Origin of the sequence: Metabacillus rhizosphaerae, from assembly GCF_037201795.1 — a bacterium.
Lineage (GTDB): Bacteria > Bacillota > Bacilli > Bacillales > Bacillaceae > Metabacillus > Metabacillus rhizosphaerae.
This window is the reverse complement of the sequence record NZ_CP147403.1, coordinates 808467-827576: the sequence shown is the minus strand read 5'-3', so window position 1 is coordinate 827576 and position 19110 is coordinate 808467. Positions and strand designations below refer to the sequence as shown.

At 36.9% G+C, this 19110-nt stretch carries 14 protein-coding genes; 5 read left to right on the top strand and 9 right to left on the bottom strand.

What is annotated here, in order from left to right; translation table 11 throughout:
- The first annotated feature begins 10 nt into the window (after positions 1-10).
- The 5 genes from treC to WCV66_RS04070 all read left to right on the top strand — a co-directional run bounded on the left by treC (position 11) and on the right by WCV66_RS04070 (position 5042).
- Positions 11-1702, top strand: coding sequence for an alpha,alpha-phosphotrehalase (gene treC / locus WCV66_RS04090; RefSeq protein WP_338787959.1), 1692 nt, complete (start codon positions 11-13; stop codon positions 1700-1702).
- A gap of 63 nt (positions 1703-1765) precedes the next feature.
- Positions 1766-2482: a trehalose operon repressor gene (gene treR / locus WCV66_RS04085; protein WP_066338318.1), complete on the top strand. Its 717-nt coding sequence runs from the start codon at positions 1766-1768 to the stop codon at positions 2480-2482.
- Positions 2483-2704: 222 nt separating this feature from the next.
- Complete coding sequence (locus tag WCV66_RS04080; protein ID WP_066338322.1) at positions 2705-3271, top strand: CBO0543 family protein; 567 nt, start codon at positions 2705-2707, stop codon at positions 3269-3271.
- A 196-nt stretch (positions 3272-3467) separates the two neighbouring features.
- Positions 3468-4706: a peptidase T gene (pepT, locus tag WCV66_RS04075; protein ID WP_066338325.1), complete on the top strand. Its 1239-nt coding sequence runs from the start codon at positions 3468-3470 to the stop codon at positions 4704-4706.
- Between the two features lie 201 nt (positions 4707-4907).
- A complete protein-coding gene (locus WCV66_RS04070; RefSeq protein WP_338787958.1) occupies positions 4908-5042 on the top strand; it encodes a hypothetical protein in 135 nt (44 codons plus the stop codon).
- A 498-nt stretch (positions 5043-5540) separates the two neighbouring features.
- Here WCV66_RS04070 and WCV66_RS04065 read toward each other — a convergent pair whose 3' ends face one another.
- From WCV66_RS04065 to essC, 9 genes are all read right to left on the bottom strand, one after another.
- Entirely contained in the window at positions 5541-6920 is a 1380-nt protein-coding gene (locus WCV66_RS04065) for a VWA domain-containing protein (protein WP_338787957.1), read from the bottom strand.
- A 387-nt stretch (positions 6921-7307) separates the two neighbouring features.
- The gene (locus WCV66_RS04060) at positions 7308-7502 is read right to left on the bottom strand and encodes a hypothetical protein (RefSeq protein WP_338787956.1); all 195 of its coding nucleotides are present in this window, start codon (positions 7500-7502) and stop codon (positions 7308-7310) included.
- Positions 7503-7558: 56 nt separating this feature from the next.
- A complete protein-coding gene (locus WCV66_RS04055) occupies positions 7559-8110 on the bottom strand; it encodes a hypothetical protein (RefSeq protein ID WP_066338338.1) in 552 nt (183 codons plus the stop codon).
- Positions 8111-8125: 15 nt separating this feature from the next.
- Positions 8126-9979 carry a ribonuclease YeeF family protein gene (locus WCV66_RS04050; RefSeq protein WP_338787955.1) on the bottom strand — a complete coding sequence of 618 codons (1854 nt, stop codon included), beginning with the start codon at positions 9977-9979 and terminating at the stop codon, positions 8126-8128.
- Positions 9980-10315: 336 nt separating this feature from the next.
- The gene (locus WCV66_RS04045; RefSeq protein ID WP_066338343.1) at positions 10316-10582 is read right to left on the bottom strand and encodes a YwqI/YxiC family protein; all 267 of its coding nucleotides are present in this window, start codon (positions 10580-10582) and stop codon (positions 10316-10318) included.
- Positions 10582-11010 carry a DUF5082 family protein gene (locus tag WCV66_RS04040; protein ID WP_066338346.1) on the bottom strand — a complete coding sequence of 143 codons (429 nt, stop codon included), beginning with the start codon at positions 11008-11010 and terminating at the stop codon, positions 10582-10584. Before WCV66_RS04040 ends, WCV66_RS04045 begins: the two co-directional genes overlap by 1 nt.
- A 17-nt stretch (positions 11011-11027) precedes the next feature.
- Positions 11028-11534 carry a type VII secretion protein EssA gene (gene essA / locus WCV66_RS04035; protein ID WP_066338348.1) on the bottom strand — a complete coding sequence of 169 codons (507 nt, stop codon included), beginning with the start codon at positions 11532-11534 and terminating at the stop codon, positions 11028-11030.
- On the bottom strand, positions 11524-14637 hold the full coding sequence (gene esaA, locus WCV66_RS04030; protein WP_338787954.1) for a type VII secretion protein EsaA: 3114 nt from the start codon (positions 14635-14637) through the stop codon (positions 11524-11526). Before esaA ends, essA begins: the two co-directional genes overlap by 11 nt.
- Positions 14634-19103 carry a type VII secretion protein EssC gene (gene essC, locus WCV66_RS04025; protein ID WP_338787953.1) on the bottom strand — a complete coding sequence of 1490 codons (4470 nt, stop codon included), beginning with the start codon at positions 19101-19103 and terminating at the stop codon, positions 14634-14636. The genes esaA and essC overlap by 4 nt, the downstream gene beginning before the upstream one ends.
- Positions 19104-19110 lie beyond the last annotated feature (7 nt).

Sequence of the window (19110 nt, the reverse complement as noted above, 5' to 3'; positions counted from 1 at the left end):
GGTGTAAAAAATGAAACAACCTTGGTGGAAAAAAGCGGTCGTTTATCAAATTTATCCGAAAAGCTTTAATGATACAAATGGAAGCGGGGTAGGCGATCTACAAGGGATTATTAGCAAACTAAATTACTTAGAAAAACTAGGTGTAGACGTCATCTGGCTTACACCGATTTATGCATCTCCGCAAAAAGATAATGGCTACGACATTAGTGATTACTACTCGATTCATGAAGAGTATGGCACAATGGAAGACTTTAATGAATTACTTGATAGAGCTCATCAACATGGCATTAAAGTCATTATGGATATTGTTGTAAACCACACATCAACTGAGCATGAGTGGTTCAAGCAAGCTGCATCATCAAAGGATAATCCATATCGTGATTTCTATATTTGGAAGGATCCTAAAGCTGATGGTTCTTTGCCTACTAACTGGGAATCAAAATTTGGTGGCCCAGCATGGGAATATGACAAGAAAACAGAGCAATATTATCTCCATCTATTTGATGTCACACAAGCAGATCTAAATTGGGAAAATGAAGGACTTCGTAATGAAGTCTATAAAATGATGGAATTTTGGTTTGAAAAGGGTGTCGATGGATTCCGTCTTGATGTCATCAACCTCATTTCGAAAAATCAAGACTTCCCAGATGATGATGGATCCGTTTCACCTGGTGATGGAAGAAAATTTTATACAGATGGCCCTCTCGTCCACGAGTATATTCATGAAATGAATAAAGAAGTATTCTCAAAACATGATAGTCTGACAGTTGGTGAAATGTCTTCTACGACAATTGATCACTGTATTAAGTACTCCAATCCTGAGCGTCAAGAACTAAGTATGACGTTTAATTTCCATCATTTGAAGGTCGACTATCCTAATGGTGAAAAATGGGCAATTGGAGAAATGGATTTCCTTGCATTAAAGGATATTCTATCCACCTGGCAAACAGGAATGAATAAAGGTGGAGGCTGGAATGCATTATTTTGGTGCAACCATGATCAGCCTAGAATTGTTTCTCGCTATGGTAATGATGGAAAGTATCACCGTGAATCAGCGAAAATGCTCGCAACGACCATTCATATGATGCAAGGAACTCCTTATATTTATCAGGGCGAAGAGTTTGGCATGACAGATCCTAAATTCACATCGATTGAAAAATACCGTGATGTTGAATCGATAAATATGTACAACATTTTGCAGCAAAAAGGAATGTCTGAAGATGAAATTCTTGAAATACTAAGACATAAATCACGTGACAACTCTAGAACTCCAGTACAATGGGACAACACAAAGCATGCAGGTTTCACAACCGGAACTCCTTGGATTGATATCGCAAATAATTATAAAGAGATTAATGCAGAAGATGCGGTAAATGATCCAAATTCGATCTTTTATCACTATCAAAAGCTAATTTCATTACGTAAGGAATATGACATCATTACAGACGGCGATTACGAGCTGCTATTACAAGATGATAAACAAATTTTTGCATATATAAGAACAACCGCAACCGAAATGCTCCTTGTTGTTAATAATTTTTATGATAAATCAACAACATTTGAGTTGCCTGACCATATCAAAGTAGACGGATTTTCAAGAAAAAAATTAGTATCTAACTATCCAGACTCTGTTGATACACTCGAAAAAATGGAGCTTCGCCCATATGAATCTGTTGTTTATTATTTACAAACTGCACAATAGATAGATTAAAGTCAAAATGCATCATCATGCTTGTTCATGGTAAGATAATAATGGTGATAAAACATGAAAAATAATAAATACCTTGCCATCTACAAAGAATGGACAGATAAAATAAAGTCTGGTGAGATCAAAGCAGGCGAAGCACTTCCATCTGAGCATGACTTAGCTGAAACATACGACACGAGCAGAGAGACAATCCGTAAAGCGTTAAATCTCTTATCCCAAAATGGCTTTATTCAAAAAATAAGGGGCAAAGGCTCAATTGTCATTGATGTACAAAAGATGAGCTTCCCAATCTCAGGATTAGTGAGCTTTAAGGAAGTTTCTAAAAACTTAAATATGGACGCAATTACAACTGTTCATGATTTCGGGTTAGTGAAGCCTGACCCATTTATAAAACAACAATTAAATGCTACAAGCAAGGATGAGATCTGGAAGGTGTTCCGCTCACGTGCGATTGGTAGCGAACATATCATCTTAGATAAGGACTATTTCTTAAAGAAGTATGTGCCAACCTTATCAAAACAAATTTGTGAAGGCTCAATCTATGAGTATTTAGAAAAAGAGCTTCAGTTAAACATTAGCTTCGCAAAAAAGGAAATCGTTGTTGAGGACTGTACGGAGGAAGACAGACAATTTCTCGACTTAGAAGGCTTTTCCCACATCGTTGTTGTCAAAAACTATGTGTATCTAGATAATGCATGCCTGTTCCAATATACTGAATCACGTCACCGCCTCGATAAATTTCGGTTTGTTGACTTTGCGCGGCGTGGGGTTTGAACTAATTTTATTAGAGAGTTCTAAATTAAAATTACGAAGAAAACACATTGATTCTACCTAGGAATCATGTGTTTTTTTGTTTAAGCAACATCTATTCTTACTTTAACCAATACATAGTTCGTAATATAAATGCAAACATTAATATATAGAAATCATTCATACACAGAAGTTTTTAGCTCATTTATCAATAAAAGCCCTTTATTTGAAGGAGTTGAGTTTAGAATGACAGTTGAAGAAGGGATAAAACAAACAGAAAAGGCCTATCAACTGATTAAAGAAGGACATACAATGATGTCTGATGCAGTTGTTAATGCCTTTTTATTTACTTGGCAATGGTGGTTAGGAATTGGCTTAATTATTCTCCCTTGGATTTTTTGGTTAATGTTCAGAAAAAGGGAAAGTACCGGTCGATTACTATTCGCTGGCGTTATTACAATGATGCTATCAATAACGATTGACCTTATTGCGAGTTCTTTAGGACTATGGACTTATCCGGTAAAGTTTTCACCTATAGCATCTCAGCTATTTCTTCCTTATCATTTTTCATTAGCACCAGTTGCCATTATGTTTTTTCTGCAAATTAAGCCAAACGCTAATCCATTCATAAAGAGTATTATCTTTTCTGCTTTGGCAGCCTTTATCGGAATGAATGCATTTGATATGCTTGGTTTTTATAATCCGAAAGGTTGGTCAACATTTTATGACTTCTTTATTTATCTCTTCTTGTTTTTTATAGCGTATTGGTTTAGTCGGATGGATAGCTTCAAAAAACTAAATGAGGATGATTGATGTTCGTATATCTGAATAGAAACACTTGTAGAAGGATATCTTTCAAAACAGTGCCTTTAAAGAGCTGGTCAAACCAAGCTCTTTTTTCAATTTGACCACAAAAGCTTATCCAAATACATCTCTATACTCTCATACATGCGATTCTGTTTTGATCATGATAAGATAAAACTATCCTACGATAAGAAAGGAAGTTCCTATGAAAAACGAGATTGTTGAAAGATTTACTAATTACGTTAAAGTGGATACCCAATCAAACGAAAACAATGAATCCTGTCCATCAACACCTGGTCAGCTGACACTTGCGAATATGCTTGTTAAGGAGTTAAACGAGATTGGTATGAAAGAAGTCTCGATTGACGAAAACGGATACGTGATGGCTACTCTTCCATCAAACACTGAAAAGCAAGTCCCAACAATCGGATTTCTAGCACATGTGGATACAGCAACTGATTTTACAGGTACAAACGTTAAGCCACAAATAGTTGAAAATTATGATGGAAACGACATAGTTTTAAATCAGCCATTACATATTGTTCTTTCTCCTACTCATTACCCGAATCTAGTTAATTATAAAGGACATACACTCATTACAACTGATGGTACAACACTTTTAGGTGCTGATAATAAAGCTGGAATTACGGAAATTATGACGGCGATGGCATATCTAATCAAGCATCCAGAAATTAAGCACGGAAAAATTAGAGTGGCCTTTACACCTGATGAGGAAATTGGAAGGGGACCACATAAATTTGATGTAGCTGCATTTGGTGCTGATTTTGCCTACACAGTGGATGGTGGCCCTCTCGGTGAACTTCAATATGAAAGCTTTAACGCTGCTGCCGCCAAGATTACTTTTAAAGGAAATAATGTCCACCCTGGAACAGCTAAAGGAAAAATGATCAATTCAGCCAAGATCGCGATGGCGTTTAATAGCAAGCTCCCAGCAATGGAAGCACCTGAATTTACAGAAGGCTATGAAGGCTTCTATCACTTACTAACAATAACTGGTGATGTCGAAGAAACAAAGCTTCACTATATCATTCGCGATTTCGATAAACAGCATTTTCAAGTAAGGAAAGATAAAATGGTTGAACTTGTCGAGGAATTCAAAACAGTGTATGGACAGGAAACTATTATTTTAGAATTAAATGATCAATACTTTAATATGAAGGATAAAATTGAGCCAGTTAAGTACATTGTTGATATTGCTCATGAAGCAATGGAGAATTTAGGTATAAAGCCAATCGTTGAACCAATTCGGGGCGGTACTGATGGATCCCAGCTTTCCTATATGGGACTGCCAACACCGAATATCTTTACCGGCGGAGAGAACTTCCACGGTAAATTTGAATTTATCTCAGTTGAAAATATGATCCAAGCAACAAATACAGTCATTGAAATTGTTAAGTTGTTTGAAGAACGAGCAGGTAAATAAATATGTATAATCACAGGGGATTTTGTCGATAGATTCCTAATTTCGAACCTAATTCCATAATCTTTCAAGAGAAAAAGGACTAAGCATACAAAAAAATGTTTGGTCCTCTTTTGTTGTTTTATGTTAATCTAGGCAGTCGCCGTTACAGATTTTTCAAGGGCTACATAGGTATAAGTCTAATAAGAAAAAGGGGCGATTCTCATGTATCAACACTATTCACCTCAAAACGCACTGCCACCTGGTTATTATATGTATTCAAATTTATTGCCACATACAATGATGACAACTTCTCCAGCTTATACAATCAAAATGGAGCCTATCTTTTTTGATCATTAATTACTCCATCTTAATAAAAGGCTGTTTTCGCAAACTTTGTTGCTTTTAAAATAGTATTGGGTTGGTTGATTGGCGCTCCAGGATGCTCGCTTTCCGCGGGGCGGGCGATGAGCCTCCTCAGCGCGAAGCGCCTGCGGGGTCTCATCTGTCCCGCTACTCCCACAGGAGTCTCGCATATCCGTTCCAATCACCCTAATCAGTTTTGTTCAAAAACAACAATCTTTTAGAAAAGAGCCTAATAAAAAAATTAAAGTAGTATTAGTAAACGGTTCCTTAGAAGGAATGTTAACCGGTGTTGCTATAGACCATCTCCAACTAACAATTGACGGGGAAAATTATCATGTACGTTATCCACAGGTGGTGTATTTTAAGAAGGCTGGCTAGGTTCTATTTTTGACAGAGCTGATTATAAAGCAAATAGCCGCTTAGAATAGAAGAGTTCTTTGTCTACTATCCATGAACGGCTATTTATTTTAGTTCAAATTAAGTAAATAGGAATTAATTTTGATATTTATCCTTCATTTCATCGCCCTTTTCATCGATTTCTTCCTTCATACTCTTACCTTCTGTTTCAACTGCTTCAATTAACTCTTTATATCCTTCATTGTATTCATCTAAGATCTTATGCCTTTGCTGAATAAGGCTTCCTACCTCTTCTCTTACTTCAGAGCTAATTTGTTCCTTATTTTGCAAGTAGTAGATTGCATCCTCCAAATGATTTTTCTCTGCGTAGGTTAAATTTGAATAGTCAGCTTTTTGACTATATAGTTCATTTATCTTGTCGGATTGCTCGGCTGAAACATCATTATAATTATCTGCAGACCATGCACTCCACTCATTGTATAGACGAACTCGTTCTCTTTCCCACATTTGTTTAAAATCATCAGCAGAGTCTACAGTTTCAAATTCACCGCCACCTGCTTCAGCTACTTCTAGCAATTGTTTCTGGCCATTACTATCTACATCAAAGCCAATAATGTTTACTACTGCTTTAATATTAGAATCATGAAGCTCTTTTGCTGCTTTAACAGGGTCTCCATCACATGTTTCAATCCCGTCGCTTACAACATAGATAATATTTTGCGCTTTGCCATCAACGTTCGTAAAGTCCTTTTTTGTTTCCGAGATTGCCTTCGCTATTGGCGTCCAGCCTGTCGGTTTAAAGCTATTTAAAGAATCTTTAAAATTAGCTTCATTATATGGATTTAATTCATAAACGATTTCTGTACTTGAACATGATACATCCTTATCACTATCACTGTTGCTTCCCTTATGACCGTAAACGCGTAATGATATGTTGGAACCTTCAGGCATTGATGCAACAAATTCATTAATTGCCTGCTTAGCCAGCTCCATTTTCGTTTTGCCGCCAATCTTCTGCGCCATGCTTCCACTTGCATCTAAGAGAATCGCAATATTTGATGTACCGTTTACAACCTGACCATCCTCAAGCTTCATGCCCTCTGGCGTACTAGAAACAGTTGTTTCAATACTGGCATTAAACGTCTCGGCAAAATCATAATATTCTTTATATGCTTCCGATTCACTCATTAAACCAAGCAAATAGTTATACACTTGGAAGCTATCTTTATCTTGGAAACTCTTTTCATCTAGATCTCTATGTACAATGGCCTCGTTATAACCATTTCCAAAATACTTCCCTGACTTCTCCTTAAGTATCTCCTCTAAAGTTGTTGAGATTTCTACTTCCTCTTCATCAGAACTTTTGCCTTCTGTCTCATCCTCTGCTGTACCAGTTTCTTCAGCTTTAGACTGATCATTGTTCCCCTCATTTTTGGACGTTTCGTCAGAACCACACGCTGACAGAACTCCTAATACCAATAAAAGCATCATGAATAAAAATAAGACCTTCCTCACATCACAACTCTCCTTAATTACACTCATTGATTATTTATCTTTTAGCACCCCTTATACCAATAGCATATATTTCAAATAAAATACATAAATAAACAGTATTGTCACAAAAAACCAAACCTTTTACCTAATATTCTTATTTGTCTACGGTCGTTATTACACAAAAAGTTAATGTGTGATTTTAGGTAAAATGGCATAGTGGGAGTATATTTATTGCTGTTAAGATGTGAGTATTATAGGGTGTTTTTGTGAGAATATGGAAATCAAGGGGGATTACTTCTTATATTCCTTAATAGGCTAAATTAGATTTCAACAATGCTCCTGTTCTTGTATCGATCTTAAAATGCCATTCTGTCACTATCTAAACCAAAATCAAATTTTTAATTTGTTTTATGATATATAATCATTTCTACTTACTAGTAAATTATAAAAATAGTCGATCGTCTCATTTTCATTATCTAATTCTTTAATTATAAAATGGCCTCCACTCTCTGTCGTTTCATATATTTTCCATACACCCTTTTCAACAATATTGATAGACTCTAATGCATGTCTACGGCATGGATAGAATTGCCCCACTGGCATGGCTAAAAGGACTTTATTGGTTCATTTTCAAATGAATCAATAAAGTCCTTTACTAATCAATAAGCTAAATTCGATTTTACCATTTCACCTATTTTTGTATCTATGACAAAATGCCAGTTATTCCTGCCGTATGCATCAGCTTGGTCCTTACCACCTTCACATACTATAGAAAGTCTATTACTAACGGATGAAAAATATAAAAAGTGATAACCCTTTGGCGGTGCTTTTTCAAATAACTGTATACCATCTAATGTAAAACCTAATAATTTTTCATTTGAGTTTTGGCTTCCTGAAATAACTAAAACTATTCCATCTTTACTCTCTAGCTTAGCACTAGTTATATTTTTACAATTAATTTCAACTAATCTATCTTTATAATCCCAAGATATCTTTCCACTTTTTTTATCGTATGCAAAAATCTGTTTGCCTTCAAATGAAAGGTAATATACTTGATCTTCAGAAAAATTTTCTCCGCATACAATATATACATAATTTTTTACTGAGTCCACATTCGCAAAATTAATATTAGAAAATTGAATTTTGATATTTTTTTCATTATAACTCCAACTTACAATATCTAAATCCCATATGAAATCTTTTACTTCCATAATAATCATACTCCTTTATTTATTTGATCGTACTGATACAACCTCTAAATAATTCATTTTATTTTCTTTCCAATCAAGTAGTATTTGTATTTGAGTACCTCCACCAGGTAAGTATTTATTGGCTGCTATATCAATTTGTGGTCCAACAGGGCCCTCTAAAACTTGTAGTTCAACTCCTGTTTTCACTCTGTATGTAACAACCTTCCCAAAATCCTCTTTCCAATTTGATTTAATAGCTAAATTATTTTTCGCATACTCAACACCTGTTATTTTATCAAAAGTACCAAAACTACCTGGTTTGTTTAGTGGTTGGGCATTATCCAGTACCATTTCAAATGTATCTCCAGATTTTAAGGTCCCTCTTTTAGGAGTAAACCCTTCTGGCCAAGGTGATTGTTCTTTTATTAATTTAATATAAGAATTTTTTATCTCTCCAATGTTGTCAGTACCTTTTGAGTTTTCCAGGAATTCATCCCATGTTTTTTTAGATCCAAATCTAATCGCTTCTTCATGAATCCCTCTTGTATTAATTCTATTATGTAGTTCCTCTGGCGTTAATTTTCCGTACTTATTTCTCAAGTATTCTATTCTGCTTTGATTATTCTTAACAATATTCGGAACCTGATAAACTGCATTCTCAGCCTGCAACTTATTAAGATAATAAGCTCCACCACCAACAGCCAGCAACCCTAGCGCCTGATAAAGACTATTCTTCTGCTGCTCTTCCGTCAATTCATTCCCAAACATATCCTTACCCGTTATGTACTCACTAAACCCATTGGCAGACACAAGCCCATAGATGCCCATCTCCGCTTTTTCAAGGGTTGAGAACGTATTTGCCGTTCGATAGACGTCTAATGCCTGATCGGCTGCATGCATGCCTTTGGCTGTTTTGTAGATGGCGCCTCCGCCTTTGACGATGCGCCCTGCCCAGCCTACGACTGGAATAAAGCCTGCTGCTGCCATGGCTCCGGCTGCAACACGTTGACCTGTTGTTAGTTTTTCGCCAGTGACAGGGTCAACTCCTTCTGATGCACGGATATAATCGTAGTAGCCTGTTAGTTCTCCTGTAAAGGTTTTGACTCCATCCCAAGTTTTTTCGTACCATGGGCGATTTTCGAGTTCCTCTTGTCGCTTTAACTGTTCTCTAAATTTTTCTTGTTCGTCTTTAAACGAGAGGTATTCTTTTGTTTGCTGCTCGGCTTGTTCTTTCAGCTTATAAACGTCACTAGCTTTGTAGGCTTCTGCGTTGAAATGAATCGGTTGGATGTTGCTACCTTGGCGGGATGCTTCCATTAGCTGCTGAAAGAGTGCGACGACATATTGTTCATCACCCTCTGATAGGATGTATTCTGATTTTAAGTCATTATCAATCTGGTCAACCGCATCAGCTGTATCTTTCCGGTCTTTTTCTGCTTTTTCCATATGATCATCAAATTGTTCCTTTGAGAAGGCATCAAGAGAAATCAGATCATCTATTCTGTTGAAGATCCTTTTCAATTCGTCCCGTTGGCTTGAGACCATTTCTTTATGGCTTCTTGCATGATGGGTGAGCTCATCATCTAAAAATGGAACATGAACAACTGTATCACCTGATAAGTTCTTGTCCTCAGCTGTTCCGGCAATGCCATTAAAAAAGGCAATGTTTCGATCAATCAGGCGGAGCCAGGCTTCAGCAACATCCATTTGGGCATGAAAGAAGCCTTTGATGGATTCTGCCCCCTTTCCTTGAAGTTGGTCGTCTAGATTGACGATGTCATTGAATTGGCTTTTTACTTGTTCTAGCTTTCCCCGTAAGTCATTATAGCTTTTAGACCTTGCTTCCATTGAATCAATTAATGATTTCGCTTCATATACTTTCACAGTCACCGTCTGCCCTTCCTTTCGTTTGGGTTCTTTTAAGAGAGAAAAGCGCAAGCGCCTTGATCATCGCCGTACAAACTGGAGGAGCATCGACTGAGATAAAGGAAACACGGTAAGCGTAGCGAACCGATGTTGACTTATCGTAGGGAGATGATCTGAAGTTTGATAGGCGATAGGTGCTGGAGCTAGACACCAAAACTAAGTACAAAAACTTATACTTTCTTACCTTGTAAAAAAAATAGGGGCTAAGTTGTCGATTGCGCCCCTTTCACCCCAAACGATCCCTTAACTCCCGAAGTAATAGCTTTTTGTACCAATACAACAAAACAACAAAAGCATCACTTAATTTCTTGTAATTGCTTCATCCTGCTCTTTTAATGAACGTACATTTGCTTTTGTATCTTCTATGTTTTTCTCAACAACCTCAACATACTCACTTATGAGCTGATGGATTCTTGCTTCGCGTTCAAGCCAATAAGTAGTAAAATCCAAGCGATTTTTCCCTAGATTACTAGATTGTGGTGGTTCAATCGTTACATTGGCTAATGCTGACTTAACTTCATTTAATTCTTTTATAACGGCTTCATAATTTAGTTTAATCGTGACCATTAAAATAACCGCCTTTTCAAATCGCTAATTCGATCTGCAAGCTCATCTACAGCATCTTCACCCTTATCAACTAATTGACCTGCTTCATAGGCAAGGGCTCTTGTTACATTTAATACAGTTCGTTCCATCTCTAACATATTGATCTTACCTTCGATTAATCTCTGATAGCTAGAGTAATCAGTTTGCCCGATCTTTTGCATAACAGAATAGGCATCCTCGCGCTCATGATCAAAATTGTCAGCTCTATTCCCTGTCCATTCCCTGCCTAAATCTGGTTGCTTTATTTTCTTTATTTCTTGGAGAAGAAGATCTTGCTCTCGACTTATATCACTTTTCGCTTGTGTCAAACGATCAATTTTTTCATCAAGATCATTTGATTGCGAAGAGATCGACCTTTGAATGGAAAACAATACATTTGATAAACTCATCATCTTCACCTCTCAACCTATTTTGAAGAGATTTTTGCTTTATTAGCGGATTTACTCCAAACAACCAATACTACAATTAATAACAAACTACATATGCCAACCATTGCCCAAATTAAAATGGTTAATGAAAGATTGGAAGAGGATGGTGTATCCTCTTCCATACTATTTATCATTGATGAATCTGCCTCTGTAAATAGCTCCATTTCTAATGCTTTTGCTTTAATCGTATTGTTATCACTTGACTCACTTAAAAATAACGTCGATTTTATGATATCTTCTTGGGATATCTTTTCTCTTTGAAAGTTCAAACCTTTTAATTCTTCAGGTATGTTTAAACGTTGGTCTGATAATGAATCATCATGGAGCAACTCATTATTTTTTTTGAATTGGTTCTTTTGATAATCATTCGGAACAAGCTCATCAATCTCCGTGGTATCTGCGTGCACAACTCCTGCAAGCAATAGCTGAAAAGTTGTCATGATTAGCAGAATAAGCGAAACAAGTGAGACTTGCTTACATTGCATGGGTTTCTGACCCCTTCTCATCTGGACTCATTCTTGCTTTTCCAATGAAATATTGCAGCATTCCAAGCCCTGCTAATATCAAGGCAAGGATCATAACAGCCTGTGTAAATAATGAATCTGTCCCATATTGAATTGACATGTATACATTGGACATTGGATCTGAAAAACTAAAGTTCGGTGTTGTTAATGCTAGCAATGGTGTTACATAAAAGATCACCAAACCTACCGTGACGAACAGTCCAACTAAGTGATGAACAGTAAATGCAACTCTTACTAGGGCTGAACCTGCCGCAAGAAGAAGGATCGTAAATACAGTCCATTCAACCGCGCTTTCCTCTCGCAATGGGTAGATGTCTAAGCCAAATAAACTAATGACAAATCCAACAATGAGAGTTAATAAGACAAATAGAATTCCCTGAAGCCACAACGGAGGCTGTTGAAAATAATAACTTGTATACCCGATAAGTAAGCTGCATACAAGAACGATAAATAATACAACTACTGGTGGAATATTTTTCACAGTCGTACTTTCAGTTTCTTCTGGAATATCACCACTAATCTTAAGCGGGTTTGTTAAGAAATCATAAACATAGCCATTTGATTGACCATCAACAAATGTATTACCGAGAACACTGAAGACGTCATCTCGAATTAGCTCTGTTGACGAAACATTTGAAGCCCATTTATCGTTTAATTTATCTGCGTCTACTTGAACATCACTTACTAGTACTTGAAGCTCTCCTGTATATTCTATGATGCTGCTTTGACTTTCACCCACAGAATCCATCCAAGTATGAATTGATTCCATTTGCTCACTAATTCTTTCTGTTCCTGAAACCATTTCCTGACCTTCAACAGTTGTTGTCGGTTCTACAACCGTAAGCATTTGGTCTGGTTGTTTAATTTGATCTAATACCGTTGTTGCTTCCTGAAGAATTCCATCAAGGCTTTCGACTAACTTAGCTTGTTGCTCATCGACTGTTTGACGATATTCAGCCATAAATACGGTAAAGCCGTCTTCTAGCGTGTTTAACGCATCTTGGTTTGTCGGCATATCCTTACCTAATTGATCCCAACTAGATTGTTCTTCGCTTGTGATCGCGGCAATTTTATTTGCTTCTTGCTGCAATTCTTCATTACCAAGAACGGCTACTATCGCAGTGTTTTCTGCAAGCATGCTGTTTAATGTCGCCTCATAGCGATCTAAATATGAGAAGTAAAACATCATCTGAAGAAGATCTTTACTTTTTATATCCTTAGAAAAGATTTCATTTACATGCTCTTTTCTTGTTTCAGAAAGTGCTTTAGATGCAAGGATTGATTGTTCCTTTTTCTCAATTTCTTCTTTGATATTAGATTCATAGTCTTTGTATAAAGTTAGCTCTGATTCAAGCTGACTTTTTATTTCCTCTAAATTATCAATATCTGTTTCCAACTGGAGATTGTCTTCTATTAGTTGTTTGTTATCATCTTCTAGTTGCTGAATTTGACTATTTTTATTAGCAATTGTTTTATCTAATGTATTTTTAACACCTAGTAATTCATTGAATGAATCCTGAAGTGCTTTTAAATCATCCTCTAATGGGTTTTTATCTGTTTCTTTCGTATCAAGTGCTGTTTTCAAAGCTAGGATACGATCATTGATAACACCCAAGCCTGATAACGAGGTCTCCATCTCTTCCGGTTTTGGATCAACCAGATTAGTAAGTTCAGTCTTTATCTTTGTAAGCTCCTCTGAAATAGAGGTTAACTCCGCCATCTCACTTTCGAAATCGACAACAGGTACTTTAGGACCGTTTGGCTGTTCAGGTTTTTCTGGCTCAAGAGGCATTTCAGGTTCCTCTTGGTCTGTGGTGTCTTCACCATGATTTTCGTCATGATTACCTGAGCCATTACCATTTTCCTCTGTGTTCAAGGTAACTAATTGTTGATCTTTTCCATCAGATTTACCTGGACTATCTTTTTCGTCCTCAGCTGGTTCTTCAGGTTCTGTAGGCTCCTCACCAACACTAAGCTGATCACTTAAAGTAGCAAGCTGGCCCTCAACATCATTTAGCAAAGTTGAGTCCTTTAACTGCTGATAAAACTCAAGAATTTTTTCTTGAAGCTTGTAAAACTCACTAATTTGTCTTCCGACCTGACTATATCTTTGTTCCTCAAGTTTCCCGAAGACTTGCTGTGTGTTTTCCATTCGGCTATCAAGCTTTGACATACTTTCGATAAACGTATTGCCTTCATCTTCAAATAGACTTGTAGATTTGATAAACAAAGGCTGTTGATCTACAGTTGCTTGGTTAACAGACTGGATTGAATTTGCTTGAATTTCAGCTAAGAGAATTTGTTGTTTCGCTTGATACTCCTTATATTGCTCCACATATTCAACAAAGGTTGCCAAATTTTGCTCATAGCCTTCCATTGTTGCTTGTTGCTCCGGAGTTCTTTCACCGATCTGCTGAATAGAAGACTGCAAGCTTGTGAGCATTGCTTTCTGTTCATCTATTTGTCCAGCAAGGTTTTTTGAGCTTGGCTTATAGAATGCTGTCATTGTTTCTTGAAACGCTACTTCCTTTTGGAGAATTTCATCAAACTCCTGGCGGATATGCTCCATGTCTGCTGAAACATAATTCCAGTAAAGAGATGAAATTTTTTGATTTACTCTTTTTGTTGCTTTTTCAAGCTCTACTAGCACTTTTTCTTTATTAACTGCATTTAGCTGACTTTGCACTTTATACTGAAAATTTGTTTTTACAGGGTTTGCCTCATCATACGTCATAATATTTTCTGAGAAATCTGAGGGCATATAAACAATTGCATCGTATTTTAAATTACGCAGGCCACTTTCACCTGCACTTCTACCTACAACCGTCCATTCAAAGTTTGAACTCTCCGCCAGAATTGACGCAACATCCTGACCGAACTGAATCTTTTCATCCGCTTCTTGTGTTCCGATATCCTCATTAATAATGGCAATGGATTTTGTTGCATTTTCCGTTTTAACCACCTTTAAAGGATTATCACCGATTGTACGGAAGAAAAGAAGGGGTGTAATGACAATTAATATGATGACTAGTATCAGCTTGAATATGCTTGCTTTTTCCGTCATACATGTACCTTCCTTTCAACATTTACAAGCGGTATCTGAATACTTTGCTCTTTTCCATTTTCAACATAATAGCCGAAGCCTGGTTGAATCTCTGATTCCTTACGATCGTAAGTAAGAGTAAATAATGTTTGCTCAGATTTTTTCATTAAAATAACCGCTTGTCTAATTTGTTTTATTTCTATTGTTAAAGGATCATATCCTTTTGTTAATTCATTGTTGCTACCAGAGACCACCATATTAAAGCCAAGATGACTATAGCTTTTCATATATCGAACAATTCGGTCCTGTGTCAGATTGTCAACACTTTGAAGGAAGCGTGAATATCCATCTACAACAAACAATACTGGTGAAAATTGAGGTAATTGGTTTCCACTCTGGATTTGTAGATGATACGTTTCTTCTCGTTCGATAAATATTTTCTCCAACTTATCTAACCATGAGGTTACATGGTCTTTTCCTTCAAGATACACTAATTTCTCATCACCGATAAACGAAGACAAGCCTCGATCAATTGAATCAAATAAAGCGATATGTTCAATTTTCTGATCAAGTGCTGTATGAATCATTACCTTTAAGGAATTTGTTTTTCCTTTTTGAGCCTGCCCTAGTACAATACAATGCTTTGTCTTTAAGAGGTTGACATAGACAGGAGTCACACTCTCCTCATCAAGGCCAATTGGTAATAGGCCAGCCTTATATTCTGTATAAGAAGAAAAATTGACAATCGTAAGCTCTGTAGGTAGCATTGGCACGGGGTCTGGCTTCTTAACCGTTTTATATGCTTCCTTAATACTCTGTACTTCTTCCTTTAAATTCGTCATTTGCTCAAAGTCATCCTTACCATCTGTTGGGAGTAAGACTTGGGCAAAGAAGGCTGTATCTTTTTTCACAATGGCTCTTCCTGGCATTGCCTCAGGTGAAAATGGCAGTCTGCCTAACATCGTGTATGCCTCTGACTGATCCATTAAATAATGGACAATTTTCGTTTTTAAGTTATTCATCAATGCTTGTCGTACTGAATTGATCCGAGTTGCTGTTAGAATCATGTAAATACCTAACGACCCGCCATCACGAGCAAATTGGTTTAACTGCTGTTCAAGATCAAGCATTTCTTCTTTCACAAGATCGAAATTATCAATCACAAGAAACAATAAAGGTAACGGCTCATCACTTAAGGTGTTATACATCTTAATCGAGCTTACCTCTTGCTGTTGGAAAAGTTGTTTCCGTCTCGCAATTTCATCTCTTAAAATCCTCATGAATTTCTCGATTTTTCGTTCTTGATCAAGTAAAAAATAATCAGCTGTGTGTGGGAGCTGCTTAAGTGGTAATAGCCCACCATTACCAAAGTCCATTAAATAATAGTGAACTTCTTTAGGAGTGAATGCCTTAGCAATTCCTAATAACAATGTTGTAATTGTATGTGTTTTACCATAACCAGATGAACCAAAGATTCCAATATTACCATCCTCGATAACGTCATACGTGTATGCTGATTGACTTTGTTTTTCCGGTTCATCAATCATTGCAAATAGGATGTTCGTTTTCTCATCCTGATTTCCATCTTCACGATAGAGACGACTAGGAAGTGGTGGTAGCCATGGACTTGAAAGCCTCTCAATCTCCATATCTTGTTGAAGCTGTTCAATTCTATCGACAATCTCATTAATCTCACTCACTGCGTCTTTTGACTTCTGCTCACTTGCGGATACTTCAGATAAAGAAATTAACCCAAGGTCTGTTACAATCGCAACTTCATCCTCGAGGTCATATGTTTCTTCCTCATGATACGGAGCACCACTCCATGCTGATTGGAAAAGCTCATACACCTCATTGTTCCCAACCTGTAAATACCCTCGACCTGTTTCTGTAATTGATGCAGCATCACCATTTTTTAAAATCTCACGGCTATCCTCAGTATTTTGCACCTTCAAAGCAACACGAAAACGAGCATTACTCCAAATTTGATTATCGATGATACCACCAGGCTTTTGGGTAGCCAGTATGAGATGAACACCGAGGCTTCGTCCAATACGTGCTGCACTGACTAATTCTCGAATAAAATCTGGTTCTTCTGTCTTAAGCTCAGCGAATTCATCTGAAATAAGGAATAAATGTGGAAGTGGCTTATCTGCCTTTCCTTGTTTAAATAGCTTTGTATAGTCATTAATATGTGAAACATGATAGTGATCAAATAAGCGTTGACGTCTTTTTAATTCACTCTTGATCGAAGCTAAGGCTCGTAAGCTGAAATTTTTACTTCCTTCGATATTGGTGATTGTGCCTAAAAGATGTGGCATATTTTTAAAAGGTTGTGCCATGCCTCCACCTTTATAATCAATTAATAGAAAGGCAACTTCATGTGGATGGAAATGTACAGCTAGCGATAGGATATAAGTTTGTAAAAATTCACTTTTCCCCGAACCTGTCGTTCCCGCTAATAAGCCATGTGGACCATGAGCCTTTTCATGTAAGTTCAGTTCAACTGTTTCTTCTTTTCCTTTTAAACCAATTGGCACAGCTAAAGATTTTGCCGATTCCCTTGTAAGCCAGTTTTGTTTTATTGGAAGCTGATCAACGCTCTTTACATTCATCATTTCAAGAAATGACACTGCGGTTGGAATTGAATTTGTCATGCCAATTTGGTGGTCAAGAGTTCGCAGCATACGAGCATAATTCTCGTTACTATCCCTTTTATGTACATCCAAATCAAACGGAATTCGCACCGCTTTTTTTTGTTGGATTAGAATATCTCCTTGCCGGTCATTGATATATCGCACAAGGGTATGAATGTTATCTGATAAGCTTTCCTTTGCTTCTGCAGCAAAGATAACTGAAATACCAAGATGCCTATGATCCCCTTCTAAATATTCTAAGATTACATGATCGGAGATAAGTTGATGATTTGTAATCACAAAAACATAATGTGGGGTAAAACGGATTTTCTCTTTTTCTTCCTCTTGATCACGTTCTCTAACCATTTCATAAAGCGAGTAAAGCAATTGATCCCTAGTTTTTTCGTTATAAATAAATCCCTTTGCAAAGGAATTTGGCAATTGGAAGTGTGGTAGCCACTTCATCCATTCCCATTCCTTGTATTCTGTTTCATCAAAAATAAAAACAAAGCGCAAATCATGATAACTATGGAAAAAGGTTAGCTGTCCAATCAGCTGGTGCAATTCATTTTTCAATACAGCATCTTTCCCAATTAACCCAATGGCTCCCTCTGAAAGATTCGCTGTTATTGGCAGGTTTTTCAAATATTTATAAGCTCTTTCAAGCATTTGTGATTCCTCTAATAATTCATCCATCTCTCTATTGGACATATCTGATTGTGACGATGAGATCGTATAGCTAGCTGAAACAGTTCCAACACCAAGACGAAATTGCAGAAAATCAGGGCTTTCAGGTGTTCTTTCCCAAAGCCTGTCAGAAATCTGCTCTGTTAAATACTTCATTCTCTCAAAAGAGGGATAGTGAAACGTTAGAACATCCTTTTGTTTATCAGCAAGATTTTGCAGTTCTTGTCTTTTTGCATCTAAATATTGATTATAAATACGTTTACGACGTTCCTTTGATTTCTTTTGATTTCCTCGATCCTTGAAGTATTGAACAGTAGAGGTTACCAAGGTTGTCATAAACATAACTAATGAGACGATAATAAAAATTCCTCTAGGAACAAGAATCGCCACAAGTCCCATAACAATTAGCATAATAAGCGGTGGCATAATAATAAGCCATAAACTTCGGTTAGAGCTTTCTGAATCTTGAGAAGGAAAGGAAAACTGAACCTTTTCATCAGGCAGATCATAAACCATCCTTGGTGTACGTCGATACACTGGATATTTTTTCTGCATTTCTGATTGGGGCTGAACCGTCTCTAATAAAATTGTTTCAAAATCTTGTAAGCTATCAATCTGAATTAAATCATCCTCTAAAAGGGTAATGGTCATAAGAGGCCAAAGCAGTTGATCACCAACCTCCAGCTGTGATGCTTGATTGATTAGCTGACCATTTTTGAACAGGGACTGACTTTCCTCTACTTTTATTTCCCAGGCATTATTCTTTTTGTAAAGCGTAAATGAGTCTTGTTCAAAAGTAGATACAGAAGCCATAAAAATAGTGGCATCCTGCCTAGTTGTTGAAAAGGTCACTTCATCCAAGTGCCCAATATAATACGAGTTTGTTAGTAATGGAGCTGCTGTAATCATTATAGAAAGATCTTCTTCCCCAAAACGAGTTGGATACAGTTTGTTTTGTTCGATCTGTTGCACATGATCCTCATCTTGGAAAAGCCAAAAGGAATCCTCGCGATATTTCACCCTTATTGGCTTTGGGGAAGAAGGCAGCTTTGGAAGAGTTATCGAATGACTCCAATCACACCCGATTGTTAACTCTTGTTTAGGACTGGATTTGAATGTCACCTGTTGATAGGATTCACGATAAAAAACCCATAAAACAGACATGTGTTGT

Coding starts and splice junctions, on each gene's coding strand:
- treC (WP_338787959.1), top strand. CDS start 11: ATGAAACAACCTTGGTGGAAAAAAGCGGTCGTTTATCAAATTTATCCG.
- treR (WP_066338318.1), top strand. CDS start 1,766: ATGAAAAATAATAAATACCTTGCCATCTACAAAGAATGGACAGATAAA.
- WCV66_RS04080 (WP_066338322.1), top strand. CDS start 2,705: ATGACAGTTGAAGAAGGGATAAAACAAACAGAAAAGGCCTATCAACTG.
- pepT (WP_066338325.1), top strand. CDS start 3,468: ATGAAAAACGAGATTGTTGAAAGATTTACTAATTACGTTAAAGTGGAT.
- WCV66_RS04070 (WP_338787958.1), top strand. CDS start 4,908: ATGTATCAACACTATTCACCTCAAAACGCACTGCCACCTGGTTATTAT.
- WCV66_RS04060 (WP_338787956.1), bottom strand. CDS start 7,502: ATGCCAGTGGGGCAATTCTATCCATGCCGTAGACATGCATTAGAGTCT.
- WCV66_RS04055 (WP_066338338.1), bottom strand. CDS start 8,110: ATGGAAGTAAAAGATTTCATATGGGATTTAGATATTGTAAGTTGGAGT.
- WCV66_RS04045 (WP_066338343.1), bottom strand. CDS start 10,582: ATGGTCACGATTAAACTAAATTATGAAGCCGTTATAAAAGAATTAAAT.
- WCV66_RS04040 (WP_066338346.1), bottom strand. CDS start 11,010: ATGAGTTTATCAAATGTATTGTTTTCCATTCAAAGGTCGATCTCTTCG.
- essA (WP_066338348.1), bottom strand. CDS start 11,534: ATGCAATGTAAGCAAGTCTCACTTGTTTCGCTTATTCTGCTAATCATG.
- esaA (WP_338787954.1), bottom strand. CDS start 14,637: ATGACGGAAAAAGCAAGCATATTCAAGCTGATACTAGTCATCATATTA.
- essC (WP_338787953.1), bottom strand. CDS start 19,103: ATGTCTGTTTTATGGGTTTTTTATCGTGAATCCTATCAACAGGTGACA.